The organism is Candidatus Limnocylindrales bacterium (assembly GCA_035571835.1).
In the GTDB taxonomy this organism is placed as follows: Bacteria; Desulfobacterota; Binatia; order UBA1149; family CAITLU01; genus DATNBU01.
Window position 1 is genome coordinate 17,052 of the sequence record DATNBU010000042.1, and the last position, 23,170, is coordinate 40,221.

Annotated in this window: 27 protein-coding genes; 11 read left to right on the plus strand and 16 right to left on the minus strand. The window is 65.5% G+C overall.

The window, feature by feature from the left end; translation table 11 throughout:
* Positions 1–98 precede the first annotated feature (98 nt).
* Both VN634_19980 and VN634_19985 read left to right on the plus strand, forming a co-directional pair.
* Positions 99–857, plus strand: coding sequence for an ankyrin repeat domain-containing protein (locus VN634_19980; GenBank protein HXC53177.1), 759 nt, complete (start codon positions 99–101; stop codon positions 855–857).
* Positions 854–2,410: a hypothetical protein gene (locus VN634_19985; protein ID HXC53178.1), complete on the plus strand. Its 1,557-nt coding sequence runs from the start codon at positions 854–856 to the stop codon at positions 2,408–2,410. Before VN634_19980 ends, VN634_19985 begins: the two co-directional genes overlap by 4 nt.
* Positions 2,411–2,429: 19 nt before the next feature.
* Here VN634_19985 and VN634_19990 read toward each other — a convergent pair whose 3' ends face one another.
* The 4 genes from VN634_19990 to VN634_20005 form a co-directional block, all read right to left on the minus strand.
* Positions 2,430–2,810, minus strand: a complete 381-nt coding sequence (locus VN634_19990) for a hypothetical protein (protein ID HXC53179.1) — start codon at positions 2,808–2,810, stop codon at positions 2,430–2,432.
* Positions 2,811–2,883: 73 nt separating this feature from the next.
* Positions 2,884–3,210, minus strand: a complete 327-nt coding sequence (locus VN634_19995; protein ID HXC53180.1) for a 4a-hydroxytetrahydrobiopterin dehydratase — start codon at positions 3,208–3,210, stop codon at positions 2,884–2,886.
* Positions 3,211–3,298: 88 nt separating this feature from the next.
* The gene (locus VN634_20000) at positions 3,299–4,102 is read right to left on the minus strand and encodes an SDR family oxidoreductase (protein ID HXC53181.1); all 804 of its coding nucleotides are present in this window, start codon (positions 4,100–4,102) and stop codon (positions 3,299–3,301) included.
* A gap of 5 nt (positions 4,103–4,107) precedes the next feature.
* Complete coding sequence (locus VN634_20005; GenBank protein ID HXC53182.1) at positions 4,108–4,806, minus strand: HEAT repeat domain-containing protein; 699 nt, start codon at positions 4,804–4,806, stop codon at positions 4,108–4,110.
* Between the two features lie 176 nt (positions 4,807–4,982).
* Here VN634_20005 and VN634_20010 point away from each other — a divergent pair, with 176 nt between their 5' ends.
* From VN634_20010 to VN634_20020, 3 genes are read left to right on the plus strand one after another with little or no spacing between them, the layout of a single operon-like run.
* The gene (locus VN634_20010; protein ID HXC53183.1) at positions 4,983–6,038 is read left to right on the plus strand and encodes a chemotaxis protein CheB; all 1,056 of its coding nucleotides are present in this window, start codon (positions 4,983–4,985) and stop codon (positions 6,036–6,038) included.
* Positions 6,035–6,298, plus strand: coding sequence for a hypothetical protein (locus VN634_20015; protein HXC53184.1), 264 nt, complete (start codon positions 6,035–6,037; stop codon positions 6,296–6,298). The genes VN634_20010 and VN634_20015 overlap by 4 nt, the downstream gene beginning before the upstream one ends.
* Complete coding sequence (locus VN634_20020; protein HXC53185.1) at positions 6,295–6,963, plus strand: nitroreductase family protein; 669 nt, start codon at positions 6,295–6,297, stop codon at positions 6,961–6,963. The genes VN634_20015 and VN634_20020 overlap by 4 nt, the downstream gene beginning before the upstream one ends.
* A gap of 61 nt (positions 6,964–7,024) precedes the next feature.
* On the opposite strand, the gene VN634_20025 is transcribed toward VN634_20020, so the two are convergent.
* Positions 7,025–7,786, minus strand: coding sequence for a crotonase/enoyl-CoA hydratase family protein (locus VN634_20025; GenBank protein HXC53186.1), 762 nt, complete (start codon positions 7,784–7,786; stop codon positions 7,025–7,027).
* Positions 7,787–8,177: 391 nt separating this feature from the next.
* On the opposite strand from VN634_20025, the gene VN634_20030 reads away from it, so the two are divergent.
* Genes VN634_20030 through VN634_20045 form a run of 4 tightly spaced genes read left to right on the plus strand, consistent with a single transcriptional unit; the run spans position 8,178 to position 12,406 of the window.
* The gene (locus tag VN634_20030) at positions 8,178–9,935 is read left to right on the plus strand and encodes a thiamine pyrophosphate-binding protein (GenBank protein HXC53187.1); all 1,758 of its coding nucleotides are present in this window, start codon (positions 8,178–8,180) and stop codon (positions 9,933–9,935) included.
* 5 nt (positions 9,936–9,940) lie between these two features.
* Positions 9,941–10,939, plus strand: coding sequence for an SDR family oxidoreductase (locus VN634_20035; protein HXC53188.1), 999 nt, complete (start codon positions 9,941–9,943; stop codon positions 10,937–10,939).
* Positions 10,923–11,765, plus strand: a complete 843-nt coding sequence (locus VN634_20040; protein HXC53189.1) for an SDR family oxidoreductase — start codon at positions 10,923–10,925, stop codon at positions 11,763–11,765. Before VN634_20035 ends, VN634_20040 begins: the two co-directional genes overlap by 17 nt.
* Positions 11,762–12,406 (plus strand): methyltransferase domain-containing protein, encoded by a 645-nt coding sequence (locus tag VN634_20045; GenBank protein HXC53190.1) that lies wholly within the window; start codon positions 11,762–11,764, stop codon positions 12,404–12,406. Before VN634_20040 ends, VN634_20045 begins: the two co-directional genes overlap by 4 nt.
* A gap of 96 nt (positions 12,407–12,502) precedes the next feature.
* Here VN634_20045 and VN634_20050 read toward each other — a convergent pair whose 3' ends face one another.
* The 6 genes from VN634_20050 to VN634_20075 all read right to left on the minus strand — a co-directional run bounded on the left by VN634_20050 (position 12,503) and on the right by VN634_20075 (position 19,092).
* Positions 12,503–13,195 (minus strand): transglutaminase-like domain-containing protein, encoded by a 693-nt coding sequence (locus VN634_20050; protein ID HXC53191.1) that lies wholly within the window; start codon positions 13,193–13,195, stop codon positions 12,503–12,505.
* A gap of 146 nt (positions 13,196–13,341) precedes the next feature.
* Entirely contained in the window at positions 13,342–14,514 is a 1,173-nt protein-coding gene (locus VN634_20055; protein ID HXC53192.1) for an acetyl-CoA acetyltransferase, read from the minus strand.
* Positions 14,515–14,589: 75 nt separating this feature from the next.
* Positions 14,590–16,008, minus strand: coding sequence for an OB-fold domain-containing protein (locus VN634_20060; GenBank protein HXC53193.1), 1,419 nt, complete (start codon positions 16,006–16,008; stop codon positions 14,590–14,592).
* Between the two features lie 76 nt (positions 16,009–16,084).
* A complete protein-coding gene (locus VN634_20065) occupies positions 16,085–16,915 on the minus strand; it encodes a hypothetical protein (GenBank protein HXC53194.1) in 831 nt (276 codons plus the stop codon).
* 18 nt (positions 16,916–16,933) lie between these two features.
* On the minus strand, positions 16,934–18,565 hold the full coding sequence (locus VN634_20070; GenBank protein HXC53195.1) for a GMC family oxidoreductase: 1,632 nt from the start codon (positions 18,563–18,565) through the stop codon (positions 16,934–16,936).
* 5 nt (positions 18,566–18,570) lie between these two features.
* Positions 18,571–19,092, minus strand: coding sequence for a hypothetical protein (locus VN634_20075; protein ID HXC53196.1), 522 nt, complete (start codon positions 19,090–19,092; stop codon positions 18,571–18,573).
* 110 nt (positions 19,093–19,202) lie between these two features.
* On the opposite strand from VN634_20075, the gene VN634_20080 reads away from it, so the two are divergent.
* Positions 19,203–19,814, plus strand: a complete 612-nt coding sequence (locus tag VN634_20080) for a hypothetical protein (protein ID HXC53197.1) — start codon at positions 19,203–19,205, stop codon at positions 19,812–19,814.
* Positions 19,815–19,909: 95 nt separating this feature from the next.
* Here the strand turns inward: VN634_20080 and VN634_20085 are convergent, their stop codons facing one another.
* From VN634_20085 to VN634_20095, 3 genes are all read right to left on the minus strand, one after another.
* Positions 19,910–20,299 (minus strand): hypothetical protein, encoded by a 390-nt coding sequence (locus VN634_20085; protein HXC53198.1) that lies wholly within the window; start codon positions 20,297–20,299, stop codon positions 19,910–19,912.
* 25 nt (positions 20,300–20,324) lie between these two features.
* Entirely contained in the window at positions 20,325–20,603 is a 279-nt protein-coding gene (locus tag VN634_20090; GenBank protein HXC53199.1) for a hypothetical protein, read from the minus strand.
* Between the two features lie 81 nt (positions 20,604–20,684).
* The gene (locus VN634_20095; protein ID HXC53200.1) at positions 20,685–21,161 is read right to left on the minus strand and encodes a glycine/sarcosine/betaine reductase selenoprotein B family protein; all 477 of its coding nucleotides are present in this window, start codon (positions 21,159–21,161) and stop codon (positions 20,685–20,687) included.
* A gap of 168 nt (positions 21,162–21,329) precedes the next feature.
* Between VN634_20095 and VN634_20100 the strand changes: the two genes are divergently transcribed.
* The gene (locus tag VN634_20100; GenBank protein HXC53201.1) at positions 21,330–21,800 is read left to right on the plus strand and encodes an SRPBCC family protein; all 471 of its coding nucleotides are present in this window, start codon (positions 21,330–21,332) and stop codon (positions 21,798–21,800) included.
* Between the two features lie 56 nt (positions 21,801–21,856).
* Here VN634_20100 and nthA read toward each other — a convergent pair whose 3' ends face one another.
* Together nthA and nthB are read right to left on the minus strand one after the other, a co-directional pair.
* Complete coding sequence (nthA, locus tag VN634_20105) at positions 21,857–22,453, minus strand: nitrile hydratase subunit alpha (GenBank protein HXC53202.1); 597 nt, start codon at positions 22,451–22,453, stop codon at positions 21,857–21,859.
* On the minus strand, positions 22,450–23,079 hold the full coding sequence (gene nthB / locus VN634_20110) for a nitrile hydratase subunit beta (protein ID HXC53203.1): 630 nt from the start codon (positions 23,077–23,079) through the stop codon (positions 22,450–22,452). The genes nthA and nthB overlap by 4 nt, the downstream gene beginning before the upstream one ends.
* Between the last annotated feature and the right edge of the window lie 91 nt (positions 23,080–23,170).

Here is a 23,170-nt window from a genome sequence, read left to right on the forward strand (position 1 = left end):
TGCGTGAGAATGTTCACGCTCGTTTGAACACCTCTCGCCTTCTTTGGCCCCTGGCGGTCCTGCTTTGTCTCGCGCCGCTGCTCGCGGGCTGCGACGGCATGAGGCCGCGGCATCATCACGACAAGCAGAAGCAGGAGCCGGCGCCGCCCGCCTTCGAGCTTACGGCCGAAAAAACCAGCCGCCTGTTGTTTCCGGCGATCTGGCAGCCGCGCGATGGCGGCGAGAAGCGGTGCGTTCCCACACGTGATGCCGGAGCGGTCCCCGCGTGGCTCGACGCCGCGCTGGCCTCGTTGTCGTGCACGCCGGAGGCCCGCAGCGTGCTCGCTTCGGACGAGCCGGCGTCGCCGCCCGTTGACCGGCTGACGGCTGCGGCGCTGTGCAACGATGCCGACGCCGTGCGGCGCCTCGTCGCAGACGGAGCCAATCCGAACAGCCGCGATTCGTGCGGGTGGACCGCGCTGGTCGCAGCAGCCGCGGCAGGTCACCAGGACGCCATGCGTGCCCTGCTCGAACGCGGTGCGAGGCCGGACCTCGCGAGCCGTGCGGGCCGCTGGTCACGCTCGCCGCTTCTCGCCGCGCTGATGCGCGGCGACACGGCGGCCGCGAATACGCTGCTCGACGCTCGCGCGCACGCCGGGCTCGCCACGATCGAAGGACACGATGCGCTGATGTTTGCCGCGATCGGCACGGACCAGGAGCTGATTCGCCGGCTGCTGCGAAGTCACGCAGACCCGTGTCGCGCGGACGGCAGCGGGCTCACGGCGGCGGAGCTTGCTCATGCCTATGGCAACACCAGTGTAGCCGCGATGCTGAACAGGGCGGCGCGCCGATGCTCGGCGAAGGCAGCGCAGGAGTGAGCACGCGAGACGCGCACAGCCGCACGACGTTGTTCGCCGCCGCCGCCCTGGCCGCCATCGCCGCATGGATCTGCCTGTCGGCTGGCCTGTGGAGCAAGCCCCTCAGCATGGATAACCGGCTGTACTTCTACATTGCCGAACGCGCGGCATCGGGCGTTTCGCCGCACGTGTCGACTCCCGACGTGAAGAACCAGCTTTCGACGCTTGCCGACTCGCTATCGATCCGCGCCGGCAGGATCGCCGGCGCGGACGACGTGCGCGCAGGTCGCCTCGGCATGCTCGTGATCCTGATCCTCGGGGTCTGGGGCGTCGGATGTTCCGTGTACGCGGTCGGCGCAACACGGTCCGCGGCAACACTGGGCGCACTGTCCGTGTTCGCGTTCAGCAATCTGAGCGGACATACGGCCGTCGGCTTCAATCCGAAGATCCTGCTGTTCACGCTTCTCGCGTGGGGCCCGTGGTTCGTTGCGCGCGGACGATTCGGATGGGGCGGCGCATTCGCTGCAGCAGCGATGATGAGCTGGCAGCCGGCCGCGGCGGCGTGTCTCGGAGCGGCGCTCGGCGCGCTCACGGACCGGCGTGCGCTGCGCGCGCTGATCCGCGTGATCGCCGGCGGCGTCGCGGTCTTTGCGCTCTACGAGGCGTACTTCGCGTGGCACGGCGTGATGCTGGCGCAGCTTTTCCAGAGCTACGGGCTACCGCTCGGCAGCGTGCACGAAGAAGTCGACTGGCTGTCGGGGCTTCGCTTCGTGCTGACCGGGTCGCGCCACGGCATCGATCGGTTCGCGCTGCCGGGACTGAGCTTCTTCGCGTTGACGCTCGGCGCAGCTGCTGCGCTGCTCGGGCTGCGCATTCCGCCGTCGGGTCGTACGCCGGCGCCGGCGCCGGCAATCGCACTTCTCGCAGTCGGCGGATCATTGATGGTCGCGTTCACGATGTACGAGCATCAGGCCGAGCCGGACCGCTTCCTGCTTTGCGCTTACTATGCGATCGCCATCGGAGTCGTCGCGGACCGCGCCCTGCGGCTGCTGCGTGAACGCGTCAACGAGCGCTCGGCGTTTCAGCTCCAGGGGGCGCTCGCGGCCGTGCTGCTGCTGTCGATTCCGCGCAGCGACTCCGCCCGGAGAAGGCCCGAGACCGACCTGGCCGGCCAGGCCGACGCGGGAAAAATCATCGCGATGATGTCGGAAGCGTATGGAACCGTCTGGGCGTACGGATGCATACAGCTGATGGGCCTCGCACACATCTCGAATTTTCATCCGGTGGATCATTTCTGGGACGACCTTCGCCGCTACGTCGACGAAGACACGTTCGAACCGGTCGTGCAGGGAGCGCTTCCCGACATGATCGTGCGCTGCCGCAGGATCCCGGGTTCCGAAAAACTGCTCGAAGCTTACGTCGAGGTCCCCGCCCCGCACGTCGCCGAAAGCATGCACATCTACGTGCGCCGCGAGCTTCATGCCGACGCGGCCGACGTTGACGAAGCGCCGTCGCAGCCGGGCGCCAGGCACAAGGGGCTCGGGAAGAGGCGCGCCCGTCGTCTGCGCGCGTGACTGTTACCGCCTGTCCGGACTATCGCAGCACGTAGATCGCGGCCAGCGTCAGCAGGAAGTACGGCACCAGTACCGCGGCGCCTGCGTAGTCCTTCGCAAGACGCTGGCCGGCAAACAGCATCACGATCGTGATCGAGCCGAGCACTGCTCCGGCATACGCGAACGACGTCCCGCCCCAGAACAGAAACGCGAGCACGCCAAGACCCGCAAGTGCTCCCGTCAGCAGCTCGAACACCGTGACGATCGTCAGCAGCAGCTCGACCTGGCCTGCCAGAGGCGACGTCTGGAAATGATCCCGCAGAAAAGCCGTGTTGCCGTCGCGATCGACGAGCTTGTCGAGCCCCGACTGCAGGAACAGCACGGCGAGAAAGGCGGTGATCAGCAGTTGAATCCAGGCCATGTCGATCGTCTCCTTGTGAAAAGTTCCGGCGCAGCTGCAAGCAGCATCGCTGCAGGCGGCGAAGCGTTCGTGCTCAACGGCGAGCGGCGTCGATCCTGGCGGCCACGATGAAATCGTTCTCGGTCAGGCCGCCGGCCGTGTGCGTCCAGAGCCGTACGGCAACGCGTCCCCATCCCAGCTCGATGTCGGGATGATGATCTTCGGCCTCCGCGATCTCACCGATGCGGTTGACCAGCGCGAGCGCCGTGCGGAAGTCGGCCAGCTTCCACTCGCGCACGAGGCGCTGGCCGCCTTCGATGGTCCAGCCGTCGAGCTCGGCAAGCATTTTCTTCGCCTCGTCTGCGGCGAGCGCAGGCGCGCCTTCACGACAGGGAACGCAGTGCTTTTCGGCAAGGCTCATGGCTGCCTTTCCTGCGCGAAGCAGTCAGTGGTCGCAAACGCCGAGGGCTGTTCGTGGGGCTTGCTCGCTCCAGGCCAGCCCCGGCGTTTTATTTTTGTCCGCCGTCTACCCGGATGATTGCGCCGGTCGTGAAGCTCGAAGCATCGGATGCAAGGTAAAGCGCGGTGCCGACGATTTCGTCGGGGCGTCCGGCGCGACCGAGCGACGCTCGTGCGGCCAGGTACTGCTCGATTCCCTCGGGCCACGCCTTCGAGATGTCCGTCAGGAAAGGACCGGCCTGGATGGCGTTGACGCGCACGCTCGGTCCGTAGGCCTGCGAGAACGCCATGGTGATCGCGTTGAGCCCTGCTTTCGCGGCAGCATACGGCGTTTCGCTCGGTCCGGGCCTTTCCGCCGCGATGCTGCTCACGTTGATGATCGAGCCTCCGCGCCCGGCCTGCATGCGGCTGCCGACCAGCGCGCTCAGCCGGAACGGCCCCTTGAGATTGACCGCGAAAACCTTGTCCCACAGCGCTTCGCTGACCGCGTCGAGCGAAGGATACAGCGGAGACATGCCGGCGTTGTTGACGAGGATGTCGATGCGGCCGAAGTGCGCATACGCGGCGTCGACGAGCGCATCGACGTCGCTCCAGCTTCCGACGTGGCACGCATGCGCGAGAGCGCGGCGCCCGAGCGCTTCGACCTCGGCCGCGGTCTGCACGCAGGTATCGAGCTTGCGGCTCGCGACGACGACATCGGCGCCGGCGCGAGCGAAGGCGAGGACCATCTCGCGGCCGAGCCCGCGGCTGCCGCCGGTGACGAGCGCGATTTTTCCGGAGAGATCGAACAGCTCCATCGGATTCAGCAACTGCGGACGAGGAGATTGCGGACCGGGCATCTGCGGATTCGACATCGGCGTCATTCCTTTGCTGCAATCGTTGCAAGTCGCGCGGCGATCACGGCGGCTGCGCGGCGGATGCGCTCGTCCGAATCGCTCGCGGCCGCTTGCGCGAGGGCTTCGACGACCGACGGCGAGCCGTTGCCGATCCGGCCGAGCGCCCTGAGCGCCGCGAGCCGCACGTAGCCGTCGTCGTCACGCAGCCCGCGGATATACAGATCGAGGTCGCGCTCGCCGGCATCGGCCAGCACGAGAAGCGCCATCTTGCGTGTGGTCGTCGCGCCGCTGGCCGCGAGATCGCGAAGCCGCAGGCGCAGGTCTTCGATCACGCGCGCAACGGGCGTCAGGATTGCAGCTGCCGCCCAGCGCACGTCGCCGTCGGGCGCGTCGAACTGCTCGAGGGCAACTTCGATCACGCGCGGTGTCGTGCGGCCCGCGCGCGCAAGCGCAAAGGCTGCAGCCCAGCGTACCGCCGGATCGTAGCTGTCGAGCTGGCGCTCGCAATCGGCGGAAGAAATGCGGCCGTGATCGATCTGCGCAGCAATCACGGTCGCGGCGCGCCGGCGTATACCTTTGCGCGGATGGCTGAACCAGCCAACAAGTTGCCGGGCTTCGTCCTCTGTGCACTCACCGGCGGCTTCGACACGGTCGAGCGTTGCCAGGACTGCCTCGGCGTCATCGCACTTCGGCTGCGGCGGATCCGCATGGAGGTCGGTCATCGCGAGGGTCTTAACGCGGCACGACGCCTTGGCCAAGCCGCAACGGTCGAACGCCGAGCACGGGGAGCTTGATACAGCCCTTTCGCGACGACTCCACTGTCCGCATTCGCTCTCGCCCGAAAAATCGTGAGACTCTTGCGCAGACCGATGAATGTCATCGCGCGGAGGTTGGCATGATGTTTCAGCAGGCGATCATAGTAATCGGTGCTTCGGCCGGCGGCGTGGAAAGTCTGCGCGAAGTCGTGAAAGGTCTCCCGGTGGATCTGCCCGGCGCCGTCTTCGTCGTGCTGCACATCCCGCCATACCAGGCCAGCTCTCTGCCCGAGATCCTTTCGCGTTCCGGACCACTTACGGCCCGCCATCCCGAAGACGGCGAACCCATCGCCGCAGGTCGCATCTATGTTGCACCGCCGGATCATCATCTGCTCCTCGACGCCGGCACCGTTGCCATCAAGAAGGGTCCCAAGGAGAACCGCTTCCGTCCTTCGATCGACGCGCTGTTCCGTTCCGCGGCCTATGGCTATCGGTCGCAGGTAACAGGCGTCGTCCTGTCGGGCGCACTCGATGATGGAACGTCCGGCTTGTGGAGCATCAAGCAGATGGGCGGCTGCACGGTCGTCCAGAAACCCAATGATGCTCGTTTCGAGTCGATGCCTCTCAGCGCGCTCGCCCAGGTAAAGATCGACCACTCGCTGCCGGCGAGCGAGATCGGTCCTCTGCTCGCCCGTCTTGCCGTCGCGACGAAGACCGCAACGACAGCAACCGGGTCCAAACTGCGCGAACGCATCGGTACCGAGCTCGCGATCGCAGTCGAAGGTGGCGCCTTTCAGAAGGGGATCATGTCGTACGGCGAGCTGACGCCTTTCACCTGTCCCGACTGTCATGGCGCTCTGGTGAAACTCAGAGAGGACAAAATGGTCCGGTATCGGTGCCATACCGGGCACGCTTACAGCGACAGCGCCCTGCTCGAAGGCGTGGTGGGCTCCACTGGTGAAATGCTCTGGCAGGTCATGCGCAGCCTCGAGGAAGGAGCGATGTTGCTGCAGCAAATGGGCAGCGACATGCGCGACGCTGGAGACACCGTGCGTGCAGAAGTGGTTTTTGCAAAGGCACGCGAGCTCGAAACACGCTCCAGGCTCTTCCATGATTTCGTGCTCGAGCACGAGACGTTGAGCGGAGACAACCTCGGCGTTGCTGCGCAGAGCACGCGCCGCTATGGTGCGCCGCCATGAGCCGCGCAGGAATCGTCGGTCTGCTTCTCGTGCTTGCCGTTGTCGGTTACGTCGTCTCGACCAGCCTTTCGACCGGCGCGCACACGTGCGAGGTCTGCATGGAGTATCACGGCCGCTCGCAGTGCCGTACCGTCGCTGCCGCCACCGTCGACCTCGCGCGCGACGGTGCGATTCAGAACGCGTGCGCGTACATCGCCGGCGGCGTGACCGACGGGATGGCCTGTCATCGCGAAAAACCGGTGCGCGAGAGCTGCCAGTGACGGCGGCCGAGCCCGTCGACATCGATACGATCGGCGAAGACCTCCCTCTTCTCGAAGGCATCCGCACCACGCGCGCGATCCGTCGGCTGCGGCCCGATCCGGTCGCGCCTGCGCTCATCCGCAAAGTCTGCGAAGCCGGCACGTTCGCGCCGAGCGGCGGCAACCGGCAGCCGTGGATTTTCATCGCCGTGACCGAAGCCGGCCGTCGTGCATGGATTGCCGAGCGCTACCGCAACGCGTTCGCGGCCTACATCGCGCCGGCGATCCAAGCCGCGCGCGCACCGGACTATCCGCCGGCCAAACGGCGCAACATGGAGTCGGCGATCTGGCTGGCCGAGCATTTTGCCGAAGTGCCGGTGCATCTCGTGGTCGCGGGGTGGACGAGGCGCGGAGCGCCGCAGACGCAGGCGCTGTTTCCGGCCATCCAGAACATTCTGCTCGCGTGCCGCGCCGTCGGTCTCGGCGCGTGTCTTACGACCATGCAGCTCGCGTTTCATCGCGAGCTTGACGAATGGCTCGGTTTGTCTGCGTCGCAGCCGTCAGCGGCATTGATCCCGATCGGCTGGCCGATGCAGCCGTACAAACGGCCGGTCCGCCGCAGCATCGACGAATGTCTGCACTGGGAACGGGTCGAGACGAAATCGGCGTCAGACACCGATTTGTAAAAAATCAGTGTCTGTCCCCGATTTCCGGCTGATCGATCTCGCGCTCGCGGCGACCTGACCGCTACTTGCCTTTCCAGACCGGAGGACGCTTTTCGATGAACGCCTTCGGTCCTTCCCAGAAGTCCTCGGTCTGCGCGAGGTTCATCATCGCTTCGTTCGAGCGGCGGAATGCGGTCTGGTCATCGGCGAGCGCCATCTCGCGCATCACGCGCATGCTCTCGCGCACGGCGAGCGGCGCGTTCTGGCAGATGAGTCCGGCAAGCTCGACCGCCGTGTCGACCGCCTTTCCGGGATCGCAAAGCACGTTGACCATGCCGTGACGCTCGGCGTCCACGGCCGAGATGGGCTCGCCGGTCGCGACCATCCAGTTCGCGACGTTGCGCGGCAGCACTTTCGGCAACCGGAACAGCGCGCCGGCGGCGGCCGCGAGCGAGCGTTTCACTTCCGGCACACCGAAGCGCGCTTCACGGCTCGCGACGATCATGTCGCACGCCAGGCACAGCTCGCAGCCGCCGGCCAGCGCAGGACCGTCGACCGCGGCGATGATCGGCTTGTCGCGGTGGCGCCCGACGAATCCGGCGAAGCCGCCTTTGGCCGTTGCGAGATTGGCCGCATCTCCGGAATTGATCGCCTTCAGGTCCGCGCCCGCGCAGAAGACCGGGCCCTTGCCGGCGAGCACTCCGACCCACAGGCTCTCGTCAGCTTCGAGCCGATCGATGGCGGCCTCGATGCCGCTCGCGACGGCGCCGTTGACGGCATTGCGCGCCTCGGGACGGTTGATGGAGATGACGGCAACGTTGCCGCGAACTTCGAATTCGATCACTGGCGATCCTCCGGAACGGATTGCCGCACTCCGCGCGCGGTCGCGCAACTGGTCGCGGAATTGGTGCGGAGAGTCAACAGGCCGGCCCCTTGCATAGCGATGCGTTTCCGCTGAATGGAAAACCGCACGCCCATGTTCCCGTGCGTGCGAATGACCGGCTCACTTCGCCTCGACGACGTTAACGCACAACAGGCCGAATCCGCGGATTCGTCTGTCCGAACGGGCAGGAACCGGTATCCGGCGCGGCGACTGCAGTCCGCGGCCGGACGAAGCGCCGGGTGGCACGGCGAATGCTTCTCCTACGGCGACCATCTGCGCGTACGCAGGCCGCGGACGCATAGGTCGCCGCGTCCGGCCGGGCCACCCGACGGGCGGCGAGGAGGATCCGGCAATGCCAGAGACCACCGGCGGCGCGATCATCGCCAGGATGCTCAAGCAGGAGGGCGTCGAGAAGTTCTTCGGCATCATCGACGGCACGTACATGCAGCTGTTCGCGCACTGCGTGGAGCTCGGGATCGAGATGGTCTCTCCGCGCCACGAAGCGGTGGCCGCGCACATGGCCGGAGCTTATGCCCGGCTCACCGGAAAACTCGGCGTCTGCATTGCGAGCAACGGGCCGGGGGTGGCCAACATGCTCTCCGGCGTCGCAGTGGAAAACGGCGAAGGCAATCGCGTTCTTCTGCTCACCAGCTCCCGGCGTACCGGCATCACGTACCCGGACCGCGGCGGTGCGTACCAGTGCTTCGATCACGTGGCGGTCATCCGCGGAATGTCGAAATGGTCGCAGACGGTCACTTCGTTTTCGCGCATCGCCGAGCTGACGCGCCAGGCCCTGCGCGCAAGTTACAGCGGACGGCCTGGCGTCGTGCACCTGGATATTCCGGAAAACCTTCTCAACGGGACGGGGCCCGATACGCCGCTGCTCGCGACAGCCGGATACCGGCGCACCGAGCCCATCTGTGCGTCAGAGCCGCAAGTCGAGCGCGCCGTGCAGATGCTCGCCACCGCCAGCCTGCCGATGATCCACGCCGGCGGCGGAGTAATCCACGCGCAGGCCTTCCGCGAGCTGGCCGAGGTCGCAGAGCTGCTGCATTCGCCCGTGACGACATCCTGGAGCGCACGCGGCGTGATGGCGGAAACTTCGCCGCTCGTCTGGCCGATGCCGCACATCGAGGCGGCGAGCAAGCTGCGCAACGCCGCCGACGTCGCGCTCGTGCTGGGCTCCGAGCTGGGCGAAACCGACTGGTGGGGAAAAGCGCCGTACTGGGCTCCGCCATCGCGACAGAAGCTCATCCAGGTGGACATCGACGATGCCAGCCTCGGCCGCAATCGGCCAGCCGACCTGCTGATCCTTGCCGATGTTCGTCGTTTCCTCGAGCAGCTTGCCGCCGGGCTTCGCGCGTTGCCGTCGGCCGGAGACATCGAGAAGCGTCGCGTTGCAGTCGAGCAGCTCGCCATGGGCAAGCGCGCCGATCGCGCAGCGCTCGATACCGTGCTCGAGAATCGAACCGCCCCGATGATTACCGGGCACGTTGCAGCGGTTTGCCGCAAAGTGTTCGACGACGACGCGGTCGTAGTTTTCGATGGCGGCAATACCGCCGTGTGGGGACATTTTTTCACCGAGCTGCGCAGTCCGAACACGATGCTGCAGACCGCCCATTTCAGTCATCTCGGCGCGGGTGTCGGTCAGGCGCTCGGTGCAGCCGTCGCCCGGCCGGATAGGCAGGTGTACTGCATCATCGGCGACGGTGCGATGGCGTTCCACATGCAGGAGATCGAAACGGCCATACGCTGCGGCCTGAAGCCGGTCTTTCTCGTCTGCTGCGATCGCCAATGGGGAATGGTCAAGATCAACCAGATGATGGCGCTGCAGTCGGTACGCGGAATGTTCACGACCGCGCTCGGCCCCGACGGCAGCCGCACGATCAATACCGACCTCGGCGAAATCGAATGGGATCACCTGGCGATGGCGATGGGTGCCTACGGCGAGCGCATATCCGATCCGGCCGATCTCGAGCCCGCGCTGCGTCGCTGCCTCGCGGAGGATCGCTGCTCTGTGATTCACGTGGACGTCGAGCCCACCGCGCACCTGTTCGCACCGGGACTCCAGTACTTCAAGGACATGCATCAGGAGCCGGCGGGAGAATAGCCGCGATGGAAAAACTGCCCTACTCCCGCATCGCGGTGACTGGAGCCTCCGGATACGTCGGCCGGCAGGTCGTTGCCGCGCTCGCGGAAGGTCATTCGGTCGCAAGGGTCCTCGCGCTCGACATTCGCCTGCCGGAAGAGAGCGAACGCCGAGCCGGAGTGGCTTACGAGGAGGCCGACGTACGTTCCGCGGACTTCACCGAAATATTTCGCCGCCACGGCATCGAGCTCGTCGTCCATCTCGCGGCGATCGTCACGCCGCCGGCCGGCATGACCCGCGAGCTCGAGTTCGCCGTCGACGTGACCGGAACCGGCAACGTCCTGGCCGGCTGCACCGGTGCCGGCGTGCGCAAGATCATCTACACGAGCAGCGGCGCCGCGTACGGCTACCACGCCGACAACCCCGGACTGCTGCGCGAGGACGACCCGCTGCGTGGAAACCCCGAATTCGCGTACTCCGACCACAAACGCCTCGTCGAGGAGATGCTCGAACGGTGGCGCGAGAGTCATCCCGAGCTGGTTCAGCTCATCCTTCGGTCCGGCACGATCCTGGGCGCCGATGCGCACAACCAGATCACCGACATGTTCGATCGCGCCGTCGTGTTCGGAGTGCGCGGCGCGACCGCACCGTTCGTGCTCGTGTGGGATCAGGACGTCGTCGGTGCGATCCTTCACGCCATCCATGCGGGCGGAAGCGGGATCTACAACCTGGCCGGTGACGGCACGCTCGCGCTGCCCGAGATCGCACGTCTGCTCAACAAACCGTATGTCGCGCTGCCGGCAGCCCTCCTCGGTTACGCGCTCGCGATGCTGCATCGGCTCGGCCTTTCCCAGTATGGACCCGAGCAGGTCGGCTTCCTGCGCTACCGGCCTGTCCTCGACAATTCCCGTCTCAAGAAAGAGTTCGGCTACGTTCCGCGCCGCACCACGCGTGAGACATTCGAGTTTTTCGTCAACGCGCGATCGAACCATTCCTCCGGTGACTACGATGCGCGCGCAGCGTGACTTCCGCGGCAAGGTCGTAGTGGTGACCGGTGCGGCCGGCGGCATCGGTGCCGCGCTCGCAGAGCGCTTCGCCCGCTCCGGCGCGCAGCTTGCGCTTCTCGACAGGGATGCCGAAGCGCTCGCGGCACTCGCGAGCCGGCTGGCCGGCAGCGGTACGGACTGCCTGGCCCTTGCGTGCGACATCACCGACGAGTTCGACGTTGCGCGCACCATCGCCGCGGTCATCGCGCATTACGGCGGCGTGGACGTCCTGATCAACAATGCCGGCATCACACAGCGGAGCCTTTTCGCGGACACCAGCGTGAGCGTTTTCCGCAAAGTCATGGACGTGAATTTCTTTGGCTCCCTCCACTGCACGAAGGCAGCACTTGCAAGCCTTTCGGAGCGACGCGGAATGATCATCGTGACGAGCTCGATTGCCGGCGTGGCGCCGCTGTATGAGCGCAGCGGCTACGCGGCAAGCAAGCACGCGCTGCACGGGCTCTTCGCCTCGCTTCGGGCGGAGCTTTCCGGCAGCGGTGTCGACGTGATGATTGTCTGCCCGGGCTTCACGAAAACGGGCATCAGCCGGGCAGCACTCGACGGAACCGGTGGGACTGCGTCGCATGCACAATCGACGGTCGGAAAGATGGCGACTCCCGAAAGCGTGGCCGATGCGGTGTTCGGCGGCGCCACACGCAACCAGCGACTGCTCGTTCTGACAACGGTCGGGAAAACGTCGGCTCTTCTTAACAGGCTTTTCCCGGACCTGTACGAACGCCTGATGACGCGCTCGATCCGCCGCGAGCTCGAACGTCAGGCTTGCCATGACCTGGTGCAGACATGAGCGGGACGGACGGGCCCAGGGACTGGTTCTTCGATACATGGTCGCGCTTCTATGACGAAGCCGTGATCCAGCGGTTCGTTTACCGTCCGGTCCACGACGCCGTGCTGAGCGAGTTGCGCAGCGAGCGCCCGGCTCGTGTGCTCGACCTCGGCTGCGGCACCGGCCTGCTCACGGAGCGCCTGCGGCGCGAGCTCGAAATCGCACACGTGACGGGTGCCGACTTCTCCGCGGGCATGCTGCAGCAGGCTGCGCGCCGCCGTCACGACATAGACTGGGTTCGGGCCAGTGCTCTTGCGCTTCCTTTCGCCGACTCCAGCTTCGATGCGATCACCAGCACGGAAGCATTTCACTGGTTCCCCGACCAGGCCGCGGCACTGCGCGAGTGCCGTCGCGTACTGGCGCCGGGTGGACGACTGCTGGTCGCGCTCGTAAACCCGGACTTCGAGCTGATAGGGACTGTGACGCAACTGCTGTCGCGTGTGGCCGGGCAGCCCTTCTACTGGCCGACCGCGATGGAGATGCGCACGATGCTCGAAGCCGCCGGCCTCGCGGTGGACTCACAGCGACGCCTGTTCCGGCTGTTCGCCGGACTGCTGCTTCCTCCGGTGCTTAGCGTAGCGCGAAAAGCAGTGATACGCTGACCGAACGACGTCCCGGCTCTACTGAACGAACGACTCTCGTCGTTCTACTGATCGAACGACTCTCGTCGTTCTACTGGTCGAACGACTCTCGTCGCTCTACTGCACGAACGACGCCGAGCTCGTCTCGCGTGCGGCTTCGAGGCCGTGCGACATCGCGATCACGGCGCTGAGCGCCGTTTCGTTTCCGGTCTGCGTGTAATGGCGGCGAAGGTTGTTGAGCATGCGCGCGAGCATCTGCGCGCGGCTGACCGGATCGAGAAACTCGTCGCGCCACGCGTCCGAGCCGAGGCCCTGCCGGCGAAGCAGCTCGAGCAGGCCGCTGCGATCGAGAACCAGTCCTTTACGAAAGACGTCGAAATACCGCTTGGTCGGAGGATGAGAGACGATGAAGTGGCCCGGGAAGCCGACCCCCACCATCGGAACACCCGCACCCTGCGCGGCTTCGAGCACCACGAGCGAGAGCGTGATCGGAATTCCCCGCCGCCGCTCGAGGACATCGTTGAGGAAGCTGTTGCGCGGGTCGTAATAGTTCTCGCGATCGCCGTCGAAGCCGTGGTCTTCGAAAATCACGTCGAGCACCGATTCGACCGGATCGGTGCCCGGGAAACGCTCGACCGCAAGCCTGGCATCCTGGCGCAGCTCGGCGATCTCCTCGAGCCAGTAATTCATGTCGAGACCTGGATACGCGATGCGGGCGATCGCGAGCGCGGCGGCCGGAAGACTGATGTCCTCGTCGGCGCGGCTCACGAGGTCGACGAACAGACTTACAGGATCCTCACGGGTCGCCACCGGCACCTCCATTAGAGCGTCAAAAACACGAAAGGCCGCGCCCGTGGCACGACCCCCCACGTCATTAAGGGTCGCTCCGGACAGGGGAACAAGGGGTCTTTGCGTTTTGAGTGCAGCGATCCCTGGCTGGAGGGCAGGGAGAACGTCTAAAGGCCGACAACCGAGACAAAGCTGACACAGCGTCCGGGTGCGCCGCCGAGGTTGTGCGTCAGTCCGAGTTTCGGGCTCGGGATCTGGCGCGGGCCCGCTTCACCGCGAAGCTGCAGCCACATTTCGTACATCATCCGGAGTCCGGAGGCGCCGATCGGGTGGCCGAAGGACTTGAGACCTCCGTCCGGGTTGACCGGCAGGCGGCCGCCGAGATCGAACGCACCGGCAAGCACGTCGCGCCACGCGCCGCCGCGCTCGGCGAAACCGAGATCCTCGTAGAGCACGAGCTCGGTCGGCGTGAAGCAGTCGTGCACCTCGGCCATCGAGATCTCCTCGGCCGGCCTCGTCACGCCGGCCTGCGCATACGCGTCGCGCGCCGACGCGACGACCTCGGGGAACGTCGTGAAATCGTAGTCCTGCGACAGCGGCCCGGCCGCCGGCCCGGCGATGAACGACAGCGCCTTGATGAAAATCGGCTTGTCCGTGTACTTGTGCGCGTCTTCGGCGCGCACGACGATCGCTGCCGCCGAGCCGTCGCTTACGCCCGAGCAGTCCATGATCCCGAGCGGATCGGCCACGCGCGGCGACGAGCGGATCTGCTCGAGCGGAACCTCCTTGCGGAACTGCGCCTTCGGGTTTTTCGCGCCGTTCGCGTGGTTCTTGAACGCGATGCGCGAGAGAACTTCCTTGCCGGTCTCCTCGTCGAGCCCGTACTTCTTGAAATAGGCGGGCGCGAGCAGCGAGAACGACGCAGGCGCCGTCATCGCCGGAGAGGTGCCGTCGCTCGGCGGCGGAGTCACGACGAGGCCGGAAAAGCCCGAGTCTTTCAGCTTCTCGACACCGATCGCCATCACGCAGTCGTACGCGCCCGATGCCACCGCATAGCACGCGTTGCGCAGTGCCTCGCTTCCGGTCGCACAGTAATTCTCGACGTGCGTGACCGGCTTGTACTGGATCTTGAGAGGCTCGGAGAGCGTAAGGCCCGACAGGTTGCCCATGGTCCCGAGCCAGTACGCATCGACCTTGTCCGCATCGATCCCGGCGGACGCATACGCGGATTCGGCCGCTTCGATCAGGAGATCATCGAGGCTGCGCGTCCAGTGCTCGCCGAACGACGTGCATCCCATCCCGACGATCGCCACCCGGTCGCGAATTCCATTGCTCGCCATTTCGCTCTCCTTTCAAAAAGGGGACAGGTACATTTAAATTTTCGCTGGAAAATTCGACCTGTCGCTTTTCTCGTATCACCGCGCGGGGCGCGCTTTCCAGAAATAGTTATGAATGCCGTCGGCTGTAAACAACCGGCGGAACGTCATCTCGAGCGGATCGCCGATCGCGACCTTTTCCGGCTCGACGTCGGTCAGCTCGCTCTGCACGCGCCCTCCGCCTTCGAAGTCGATCACCGCGACCACCATCGGCGGTTGCGGCGTGAATGCGAGTCGATCGACCGCAAACGTCTTGATGACCGCCGTTCCGTCCGAGAACCCGACCTCGCGCATCTGATGCGACGCGCGGCACTGGACGCACACCTCCTGGGGTGGGAGATGCCGCGTCCCACATGCCGTGCACTCACTGCCGACCAGCGCGTATTTCCAGCGGTGCGACCGCAGCGACGGCGGGCCGGCCGGGCGCTGCGGATCGGGGCGCCGCGGCGGCTCGGTCTCGAGCGTGCCGCGCCATTTGAGAAAACGCGTGTACGGAAGGTCGGCGCGCTTCGACGCGACCCACTGATCCACTGTGCGCGCGGCGTTGCGGCTGGCGATCGCGTCGGTCACGCGCAGCATCATCGCATCGACGCCGTCGGACGCCGAGAACACGGCAATCCATTCGCCGGCCTTCGCGTTCTCGAGCGCGGTCGCGAGCATGAGCCCGACCTGCGCCGCGCCGGCGTGGCCGATCGTATCGAGTCGCGCGTCGACGACCTGCTCGGGCTTCAGTCCGGCCTGCGCGATGAACGCGGCCGACGCCCGCGCGTTGGGCGCGTCGACGATGACGTGCGCGATGTCGGCCGGAGCAACGCCCGCCGTCTTCAGCAGATTCTTCGCCGCACTCGCGAGCAGCGGCCCCCATCCCTGCGTCAGCGAGAAGCGTTCTTCCCACGACTTGGAGAACCGCTCGCCCGGAAGCCGCCAGCTGCTGAGGAACTCCATCGTCTCCGAGTACGTCGCGACGACCTCGGCAATCACACCGCTCGAGCCGAACAGGAAGGCTGCTCCCGCGTCCCCACCGCCCTGCTCGGCCGAACCCTCGGGAGCTCCGATGCGAATATCGCCCATCGTCGCGAGCGCCGTTCCTGCCGGCGCCGAAGCCATGGCCGATTCGTACGCGCCGATCATCGAGCCGAGGCCGGCGCGCAGCGAGCACGCGATGTCGAGCGCTCGCACCGAAGGCGGCAGGTCGAGCGCCGCATGGACGGTCGCGGCGTTGAGCTTCTCGATGTACGGCGGATCGGTCGTCGCCAGCGTCAGGCTGCGGATGCTCGCCCCGTCGTGGCCGCGAATGCAGTCGCGTGCCGCTTCGACCGCGAGCGTGACCGCGTCCTCGTCATACGCCGCCACCGCGCGCTCGCCCTTGCCGCCCGCGGTGCCGAGTGCCGCGCCGATGGTCTTGCGCACAATACGGTGAAACGGGACATAGGTTCCGAACGAGACAATGCCGGCCATCGATCACTCCAGAAACGAAAAAGGGGACAGGTACATTTAATTTTCCGCTGAAAATTTGAGCCTGCCCGATCCGAGGCTACAGCTGTTCGGGGTGCTCGAGGCGGTGCCGGATCAATGCCAGACCGCGCGAGACATAGAATCCGTCCTCGGTGCGCTCGTCGTACGTGTACTTCAGGTCGAACACGTCTGCCGCCACGATCTCGCCGGCGTCGTTGACGACCGGCACTTTCTTGAGAAGGCCGATCGTCAGGAACACGGGAATCGTCCCGTAGTCGTAGTTGTGATGATAGCACGCGTCGAGGCCGACGCTGCCCAGATTGGCGACGAACGCGGTCGCGAACAGCGGATCGTTGTCGATCATCGCCTTCGGAAAAAGATTGCGTTCGTTGAGCCAGCGGCCGATCCGGACGACGCGGGCGAGAACGAACGGCGGCATCTTCAGCAGAAGGCTGATCTCACGATCGGTGTCGGATTCCTTGCCGGAGCGGCCCATGAGCTGCGTATCCCACAGCGAGTCGACCATCTCCTCGAACGTCTCGTCCTTCGGAAAATTTCGCTTCGCGGTGTAGATGGGCGCGTCGTCGCTCATGCCGCGCTTGCCGGAGAACGACAGCCACACGCCGCGGCGCTGCCAGTAGCGGCCGCCCGCAACGAAACGGTTGACGCGCGGCCGGTCGTGAATGCACATCGCAAGCGACCGCAGCACCATGTGAAACACGGATGCCGGCCGCTCCGGCGGCCGCTTGGCGTTCAGACGCGCGAGGAACTCGATCGCCGGCGCGGCAAACACCTGGTCGCCGAAGAACACCGAGGATTCATTTCGCGACGGCATCACGAACGGCATGATGCGACGCACCGGATGCACGTCGGGAACAAGATCGGCGTCAGACCTGGAAAGTGGAGCCACGGAACCTCCGGGGGTCGTTCAGGCGCCGGCGGCGGCCGCGGCAAGCGAACCGCGCGCACGCGCGAGATCGTCGGCCCAGCGCTCCGAGCAGCGCAGCGACAGCGCGACGATCGTTTCCATCGGATTCACGCCGATCGAAGACGGGATGATGCTCGCGTCGGCGATGACGAGCCCGCCGAGGCCATGCACGCGGCCCCACGCATCGACGACGCCGCCCTTGCGGTCGCGCGACATGCGGGCGCTGCTCATGATGTGCACCGTCATCAGCTCGATGTTGTGGCGCTTGCGCGGCCGCGAGTCGATGCGGCGCAGCTCGTCGGCGCTCTTCAGCTCGGCAAGGTCGCCGAACGGCAGCAGCACCGCTTTGGCACCGGCCGCAAACATCTGCTCGGCCGACATGCGCACGCCGCGGTGGATGGTCTCGACGTCGCGCGGCGAGAGCCGGAAGCTCATCCACGGCTCGAGGTCGGGACCGAGGCCGACGCGGCCGACGCCGGTGTCTTCGATCAGGCAGCCGGCCGTCATCATGTAGTTGTACAGCGCCATGCGCTCGGCGTGCTCGCGCCCGAAGCCCGGAATGCCGGTCGCCAGGATTCCCGGCGGCACGCCCGCATAGGCAAGCAGGATTCCGTCGTCGAGAAACTGATGGATCTGGTGCGCCTGATGCGCTCCGACCCACGGATTGACGCGATCCTCGAACACGCCGACGACTTTTGCGTTCGGATGCGTGTGCAGCCCGCGTCCGACCTGGCCGCCGAAGACTCCGCTGCGCATCAGGATCGCCGGCGTCTGGCGCGCACCGGCGGCGAGCACGACGAGATCGGCGAAGATTTCGAACTCGCCGAGCTTGACGCCGGCTTCGTTCTTGCGACGGCCGCGCTCGTCGACGAAATGGCCGCGCACGCCGACCGCCTGGCTGCCGCGAAACAGCACGCGCTTGACCTTTGCGTACGTGAGCAGGTGCGTGCCTTTGGCGAGCGTGCGCGGAATTTCGGTGACGAGCATCGAGCGCTTCGCGCCGGTCGGACAGCCGAAGCCGCAATTGTTGAGGCCGACGCAGCGATGCATGTCGCGCGGGTTGTCCTCGACGCGCCAGCCGAGCTTCTTTGCACCGGCGACGAACAGCTCGTCGTTTCGTCCGAGCGTGTCCTTGTTCTGATACTCGACGTGCAGGATCTGCTGCGCGCGCTCGAAGTACGGCGCCATGGACCGCGCGTCGGTTGCTTCGATGCGGAAGTCTTCGCTCCACTGCGCGAGCACATGCTCGGGAGTGGGCCACGACATGCCGCCGTTGATCGTCGTCGATCCGCCGACGCAGCGTCCTTCGGCGAAAAGGATCGGTGGGCGGCCCATGATCGAGCTGGTGCCGGCGTCGCGGTAGAGGCGCTGCAGCGACGAGATCGGATCGGTGCGGAACGACTCGGTACGGTGGAGCCCGCCTTCCTCAAGCAGCACCACATCGTAACCGGCATCGCGAAGCTGCGCAGCAGCCGGTGCACCGCCGGCGCCGGTTCCGACCACGACGACGTCGGTCACATAACGGCGCCGCTTCGGGTCGCTGCCGAGGAAGCGGCCGTCTTCGACGTTCGGGTATTCGAGGTGGAACTCCGGCGGAGTTTCGTCGTGGACGTGATCGGCGGGAAGCGGCATCGCGTTCACGACACGCCGCCTGCCGAAACCGGCGTGCTTTGTTCGTTCTGTTCGGCGCGCTGGCTGGTGCGCGCGGCTTCGGCCGCTGCCGCTTCGCGCAGGATCTTCTCGCGCATCACGCGCGCACGGAACTTCACGCGCTCGTCCGCCCTGCCCTGCCAGTCGACTTCCATCGCTTCGAGGATTTTCGGGTGCTGGTAGAAGCACACGAACACCAGCGCGCGGACGCCCTGATAAAGAAGCGAGAGCGCGCTGCCCGCGCGCTCCCAGTGATGGATGTAGCGAGCCGCCGTCTCCTCGTCCATCGACGAGAACGTGCGGAAGCCCTCACGGAAAAGGAACGGACCGTACTCGAGAAGGCGAAGTCCGAGTGGAAAACCCAGGCGAGTGGTGGTCGGAAGATATTCGAGGAAGCCGGCCATCGAGCGCAGCACGTCGTCGTCGACGTCGATGTCGAATACACCGCCGCGCGGCCGCATGACCGCTACAGCGTGTTTGAGAATTCGCATCGAGGTGTTGCCGAGCACGTCCGGTCCTCTTCATTTTGCGCGCCGCGGCGTCGTTGCCCCCGGCACGTCCGCTGCTATGATCCCGGCCGCGCTCCGCACGAGCCGCGATCGCACGCAGGAGGCCGTTGATGTCACAGCCCGAGGCCACTCTCAAGGAACTCGTTACGCGAGCGCTGCCCGATCCGGGCGAAATTGCTTCTTTTCTGGACGGCCTGAGCCTCGAAGACAGAATCCGCGCAGTCCGCGGCATGCACGGCGGGAGCTTGCAGGGTGAGCTGTGGCGAGCCGTCGTCGGCGCGCCGCGAGTCCGCACCGACGAGATGGTCCCTCACGACTATCCGGCCCGCCGGCCGGTCATCTTCCACGGAAAGAACTCGCTGCCGGCGTTCACCGAATTCCAGAAGATCTGCTTCCGTCCCGAGGACTCGGGCGACGTCGCCTGGGGCTACAACGAAACCAAGATCCGCCCGTGGATCGGTCCCGGCTACTACGTGCTTCACGATACGCCGGACGCGCATCTCGGCGGCGCCGCCTTCGACTACACGCAGGTGCCGTCCGCGACGCTTCCCGCCTGGCCGCCGGTGCGAGGAAACGAAGGCGGCATCTCGCGGTTCATCTACGGCAACATGCTCGATTACATGCGCCGGGTCGCGTCCGAGGTCTTCATCGGATCAGCCGTGAAAGGCGGCAAAGAGATGAACAGCTACTTCATCGTCGTGCGTGAGCTGCTGAGCGTCTGAAAATAGGGACAGGTACATTTAAAAATCGTCAATGAATTCGCGCGGCGCAGAAAGGCTGGCGTGAATTTGCTGCGAAATCTTAATTGTACCTGTCCCTATTTCAGCTCGTTCGCGCTCCTCAGCAGCAGCACCATCGCGCCCACGCTCACCGCCGTCGCAATGATCATGTACGTGACGCCGAACAGCGAGTTCCTGCCGAGCTCTTCCGGCGACCGGATCGTGAACAGGTACATATTCAGCGGCACCCAGCCCGCGTAGAGAATCCCCATCGGCAGCGCGAAGCGCCGCGCGTTCCACAAGCCGTACGCGTAGGTCGCGAGGTATGTGCCGAACAGCGGTGCGACCAGAAGATCGGGCGTGCCGCGAAGACGGCGGCCGAGAAACACGAAGCCGTGCTCGGGCTTGAGCTCGAGGACTTTCGTGAAGTTCGAGAGGGCGAGGAGCGCGAACAGGACGGCGAAGGCGCGCAGGAGATTGCGGTTCATCGAAGCGCCTTCGCGCTTCGAGGTGCTACGCCGGCCGTTCCCCGTCGCGCGTCTTCATATGATAGCGCCGGAATTCTTTCGTGTAGACCCAGTCCCGCCATGGCTTTCCTTCCGGCGACTCCGCGTCGAGTCGGAACCCTAGATCGACGATCGTGCCCGGCTCCGTCATCTGCGCGAGCGCGGCAAACGCGCTTCGTACGATCTGCCCCTGCTCATCCGGACGGTTCGGGCGCCCGATCTCATTGCCCATAGGATAGTCGAGGAACGCGGTTCGCGGAGGTCGCACCTGTGCAGTGATGTCCATTCCGACGCTCATCGTAAGTGTCGGAACACCTGCCTCTTCGATTGCGCGCGCGACCAGACCGACGGTCTGGTGACAGACGGGTCAAGCAGGCACCAGGTAACACAGGTCGACGTTCTGCTGCTTGATCTTGTCGACGACGGGCGGAATCAGCTCCTCTTCGACGCGACGCTGCGAGTAGATGCCGCCCATGCACGTGACGGCGTCGGGCGCGAGCTCCTTGATCGTACCGTCCTTCACCATCTCCCGAAGCACGTCGAGAGGAAACACGCAGTTCGGGTCTTTCTCGGCATCGGACGTCGGATAGCCGAAGTGCGCGATCCGCACGCGCGACGTTTCGGCGCTCGTCGGGATGATGCGGATGGACGTGTCGTCCTTGAAGTGGAACGGCGGCTGGGTGTCGAGGTGGATGCCGCCGCTCGCGACGAGCGCGACGCGGCAGTCACTCAGCGGCTTCGTCAGCGGGGTCCACGGCACCGGCGCATCGCGGTTGTCGGTCCAGCGGTAGGGCGGGAGCGGGCTGTAGAGCTCACGCGTGCGGGAGATGTAGTCGATGGGCATGGGCTTTGTCCTCGCGCACTGTAAACCAGAACCGGTGACATGCGTAGTAGTGCGGTCTATCGCAGGACGGTTGCACCGGAGTAGGCTCGTGCCACCGAGCGGTCAATTCGTGTCTGCTCCGGACAGTGGTCGGCCAAATGGAGCCGAACCCAAAGAGGGAGACAGACCATGACCAGTGCCAATTCCGAGATTCTCGAGGCAGTCGACGTCGAGGTGCCCGTGCGCACCGCCTACAACCAGTGGACCCAGTTCGAGAAGTTCCCCGTCTTCATGCTTGGGGTGAAGTCGGTTGAGCAGATCGACGATTCCAATCTCCGATGGAAGATCGACATCGGAGAGGAGACCAGAGAGTGGACCGCCAGGATCACCGAGCAGACACCCGACAAGCGCATCGCATGGACGAGCACGAGCGGTTCGGCCAACGCCGGTGTCGTCACGTTTCACCGCCTCGCCGACGAACGCTGCCGGGTGACTCTTCAGCTCTCCTACGTCCCGGAAGGCATGATCGAGAATATCGGCGATATGCTCGGGATCGTGCGCCAGAGAGTCGTCGGTGATCTGGAGCGCTTCAAGATTTTCATCGAAGACAGCGGTGCTGCGACGGGCGGCTTTCGCGGAACGATCGAGGCGCCGAGCTGAGACGCGCATCGGCGGGGCGTCAGATCGGTGCTGATTGAGCCGCGTTCGTCGGTTCGCTATCCGCGCTCTACGAGGGCGACGCCAATCATTGCTTCACGCGTAACGAGCTCGGCCAGTCTCTCCTCGCTCCACCCGTCGGTGCCCGGCGGCCGAAGCGGAAGCACCATATAGCGGGTCTCCGCGGTGGTGTCCCAGACACGGATCGCGACGCTCTCGGGAAGATCGAGGCCCATCTCGCGGAGCAGCGGCCGCGGCTCGCGCACGACGCGCGCACGATACTCGGGGCTTTTGTACCAGTCGGGAGGAAGCCCGAGCACCGGCCACGCGGTGCACGAGCATTGCGTGCAGACGATGACGTTGTGGAGTTTCGGCGTGTCCTCGAGGACGACGATGTACTCGCCTTCGGGACCTGAATAGCCGAGCTCGGCGCACGCCGCGGTGCCGTCGGTGAGCAGGCGCTTTCGGTACTCGGCGTCGACCCACGCCTTCGCAACGACGCGCGCGCCGTTTCGCGGGCTCCACATCTCCGTAGCGGTCATTGTAACCGCATCGAGGAAGCCATTGGGGATGAGTTTCTTTTCGGTAAGCGCTTCGACGACCGCTTGGGCTCTTGCGGCCGGGGGCGCCGGTTCCTGGCGGTTGCGATTGCTCATGCACGCTCCAGATACGCGTCCCACAGGTCGACGACGACGGTTTGATTGCTGCCGCCCGCGTCGGTCCAGAGCTCGTGCGCCGCGAATTCGACGTGGTACGTGTGCTCTTTTCGGCGCGGCTGCCCATGAGCGGAGGCATCCGGAAACGAGAATGCCGGTGCGACGTGGACGACGGTGCCGCGCTTTCCGCGAACGTAGCGCGGTGCGCGGGTGTGACCGGCCGGATGCACGTTACGGACGACGACGTCGTCGCCGACGTGAAAGCGGGCCTGCGACTGCGCATCGAGCTCTGCAGTCGGCTTGTCGGCTACGGGGCGTGACAGAGGAAATGGCTTTCCTGCGCGCGCTTCGAGGTCGGCGTGCGTGAGCACGCCTTTCTCGACGAGGATCGTCGCGACCGCCGTCAGCACGCGCTCATAGTAGGTTGCCTGGAGGTAGTGCGCGGGATCCATGCGCTCGACCGCGTGGCGGTACTCGTCAGGGTTGTACGCGCGCAGCTCGGCGATGCTGAAGATGTTCAGCGCGAAGGCCAGAGCTTCCCAGGGTTCGTGGAAGACGGGCTCGTCGCGTTCGATTTCTACCGGGCCGAAGCCGTTCATTCCGCCGAGGTCGTGGATTCCGTCCATGTGAGGTCTCTTCGGTTGGGTCCCGTCGTCTTTCGCTGATGCTTCTTCTGCATACACGTTCTGTTTTCAGCCGTCGATTCATTCCCGACGT

What these genes read in the sequence shown, in the direction of transcription:
- VN634_19990 (HXC53179.1), bottom strand. Translation starts at nt 2,810, where the DNA reads ATGGCCTGGATTCAACTGCTGATCACCGCCTTTCTCGCCGTGCTGTTC.
- VN634_20055 (HXC53192.1), bottom strand. Translation starts at nt 14,514, where the DNA reads ATGGCGAGCAATGGAATTCGCGACCGGGTGGCGATCGTCGGGATGGGA.
- VN634_19980 (HXC53177.1), top strand. Translation starts at nt 99, where the DNA reads ATGAGGCCGCGGCATCATCACGACAAGCAGAAGCAGGAGCCGGCGCCG.
- VN634_20010 (HXC53183.1), top strand. Translation starts at nt 4,983, where the DNA reads ATGTTTCAGCAGGCGATCATAGTAATCGGTGCTTCGGCCGGCGGCGTG.
- VN634_20015 (HXC53184.1), top strand. Translation starts at nt 6,035, where the DNA reads ATGAGCCGCGCAGGAATCGTCGGTCTGCTTCTCGTGCTTGCCGTTGTC.
- VN634_20100 (HXC53201.1), top strand. Translation starts at nt 21,330, where the DNA reads ATGACCAGTGCCAATTCCGAGATTCTCGAGGCAGTCGACGTCGAGGTG.
- VN634_20085 (HXC53198.1), bottom strand. Translation starts at nt 20,299, where the DNA reads ATGAACCGCAATCTCCTGCGCGCCTTCGCCGTCCTGTTCGCGCTCCTC.
- VN634_19995 (HXC53180.1), bottom strand. Translation starts at nt 3,210, where the DNA reads ATGAGCCTTGCCGAAAAGCACTGCGTTCCCTGTCGTGAAGGCGCGCCT.
- VN634_20000 (HXC53181.1), bottom strand. Translation starts at nt 4,102, where the DNA reads ATGTCGAATCCGCAGATGCCCGGTCCGCAATCTCCTCGTCCGCAGTTG.
- VN634_20090 (HXC53199.1), bottom strand. Translation starts at nt 20,603, where the DNA reads ATGGACATCACTGCACAGGTGCGACCTCCGCGAACCGCGTTCCTCGAC.
- VN634_20005 (HXC53182.1), bottom strand. Translation starts at nt 4,806, where the DNA reads ATGACCGACCTCCATGCGGATCCGCCGCAGCCGAAGTGCGATGACGCC.
- VN634_20095 (HXC53200.1), bottom strand. Translation starts at nt 21,161, where the DNA reads ATGCCCATCGACTACATCTCCCGCACGCGTGAGCTCTACAGCCCGCTC.
- nthA (HXC53202.1), bottom strand. Translation starts at nt 22,453, where the DNA reads ATGAGCAATCGCAACCGCCAGGAACCGGCGCCCCCGGCCGCAAGAGCC.
- VN634_20045 (HXC53190.1), top strand. Translation starts at nt 11,762, where the DNA reads ATGAGCGGGACGGACGGGCCCAGGGACTGGTTCTTCGATACATGGTCG.
- VN634_20080 (HXC53197.1), top strand. Translation starts at nt 19,203, where the DNA reads ATGTCACAGCCCGAGGCCACTCTCAAGGAACTCGTTACGCGAGCGCTG.
- VN634_20070 (HXC53195.1), bottom strand. Translation starts at nt 18,565, where the DNA reads ATGCCGCTTCCCGCCGATCACGTCCACGACGAAACTCCGCCGGAGTTC.
- nthB (HXC53203.1), bottom strand. Translation starts at nt 23,079, where the DNA reads ATGGACGGAATCCACGACCTCGGCGGAATGAACGGCTTCGGCCCGGTA.
- VN634_20030 (HXC53187.1), top strand. Translation starts at nt 8,178, where the DNA reads ATGCCAGAGACCACCGGCGGCGCGATCATCGCCAGGATGCTCAAGCAG.
- VN634_20060 (HXC53193.1), bottom strand. Translation starts at nt 16,008, where the DNA reads ATGGCCGGCATTGTCTCGTTCGGAACCTATGTCCCGTTTCACCGTATT.
- VN634_20040 (HXC53189.1), top strand. Translation starts at nt 10,923, where the DNA reads ATGCGCGCGCAGCGTGACTTCCGCGGCAAGGTCGTAGTGGTGACCGGT.
- VN634_20035 (HXC53188.1), top strand. Translation starts at nt 9,941, where the DNA reads ATGGAAAAACTGCCCTACTCCCGCATCGCGGTGACTGGAGCCTCCGGA.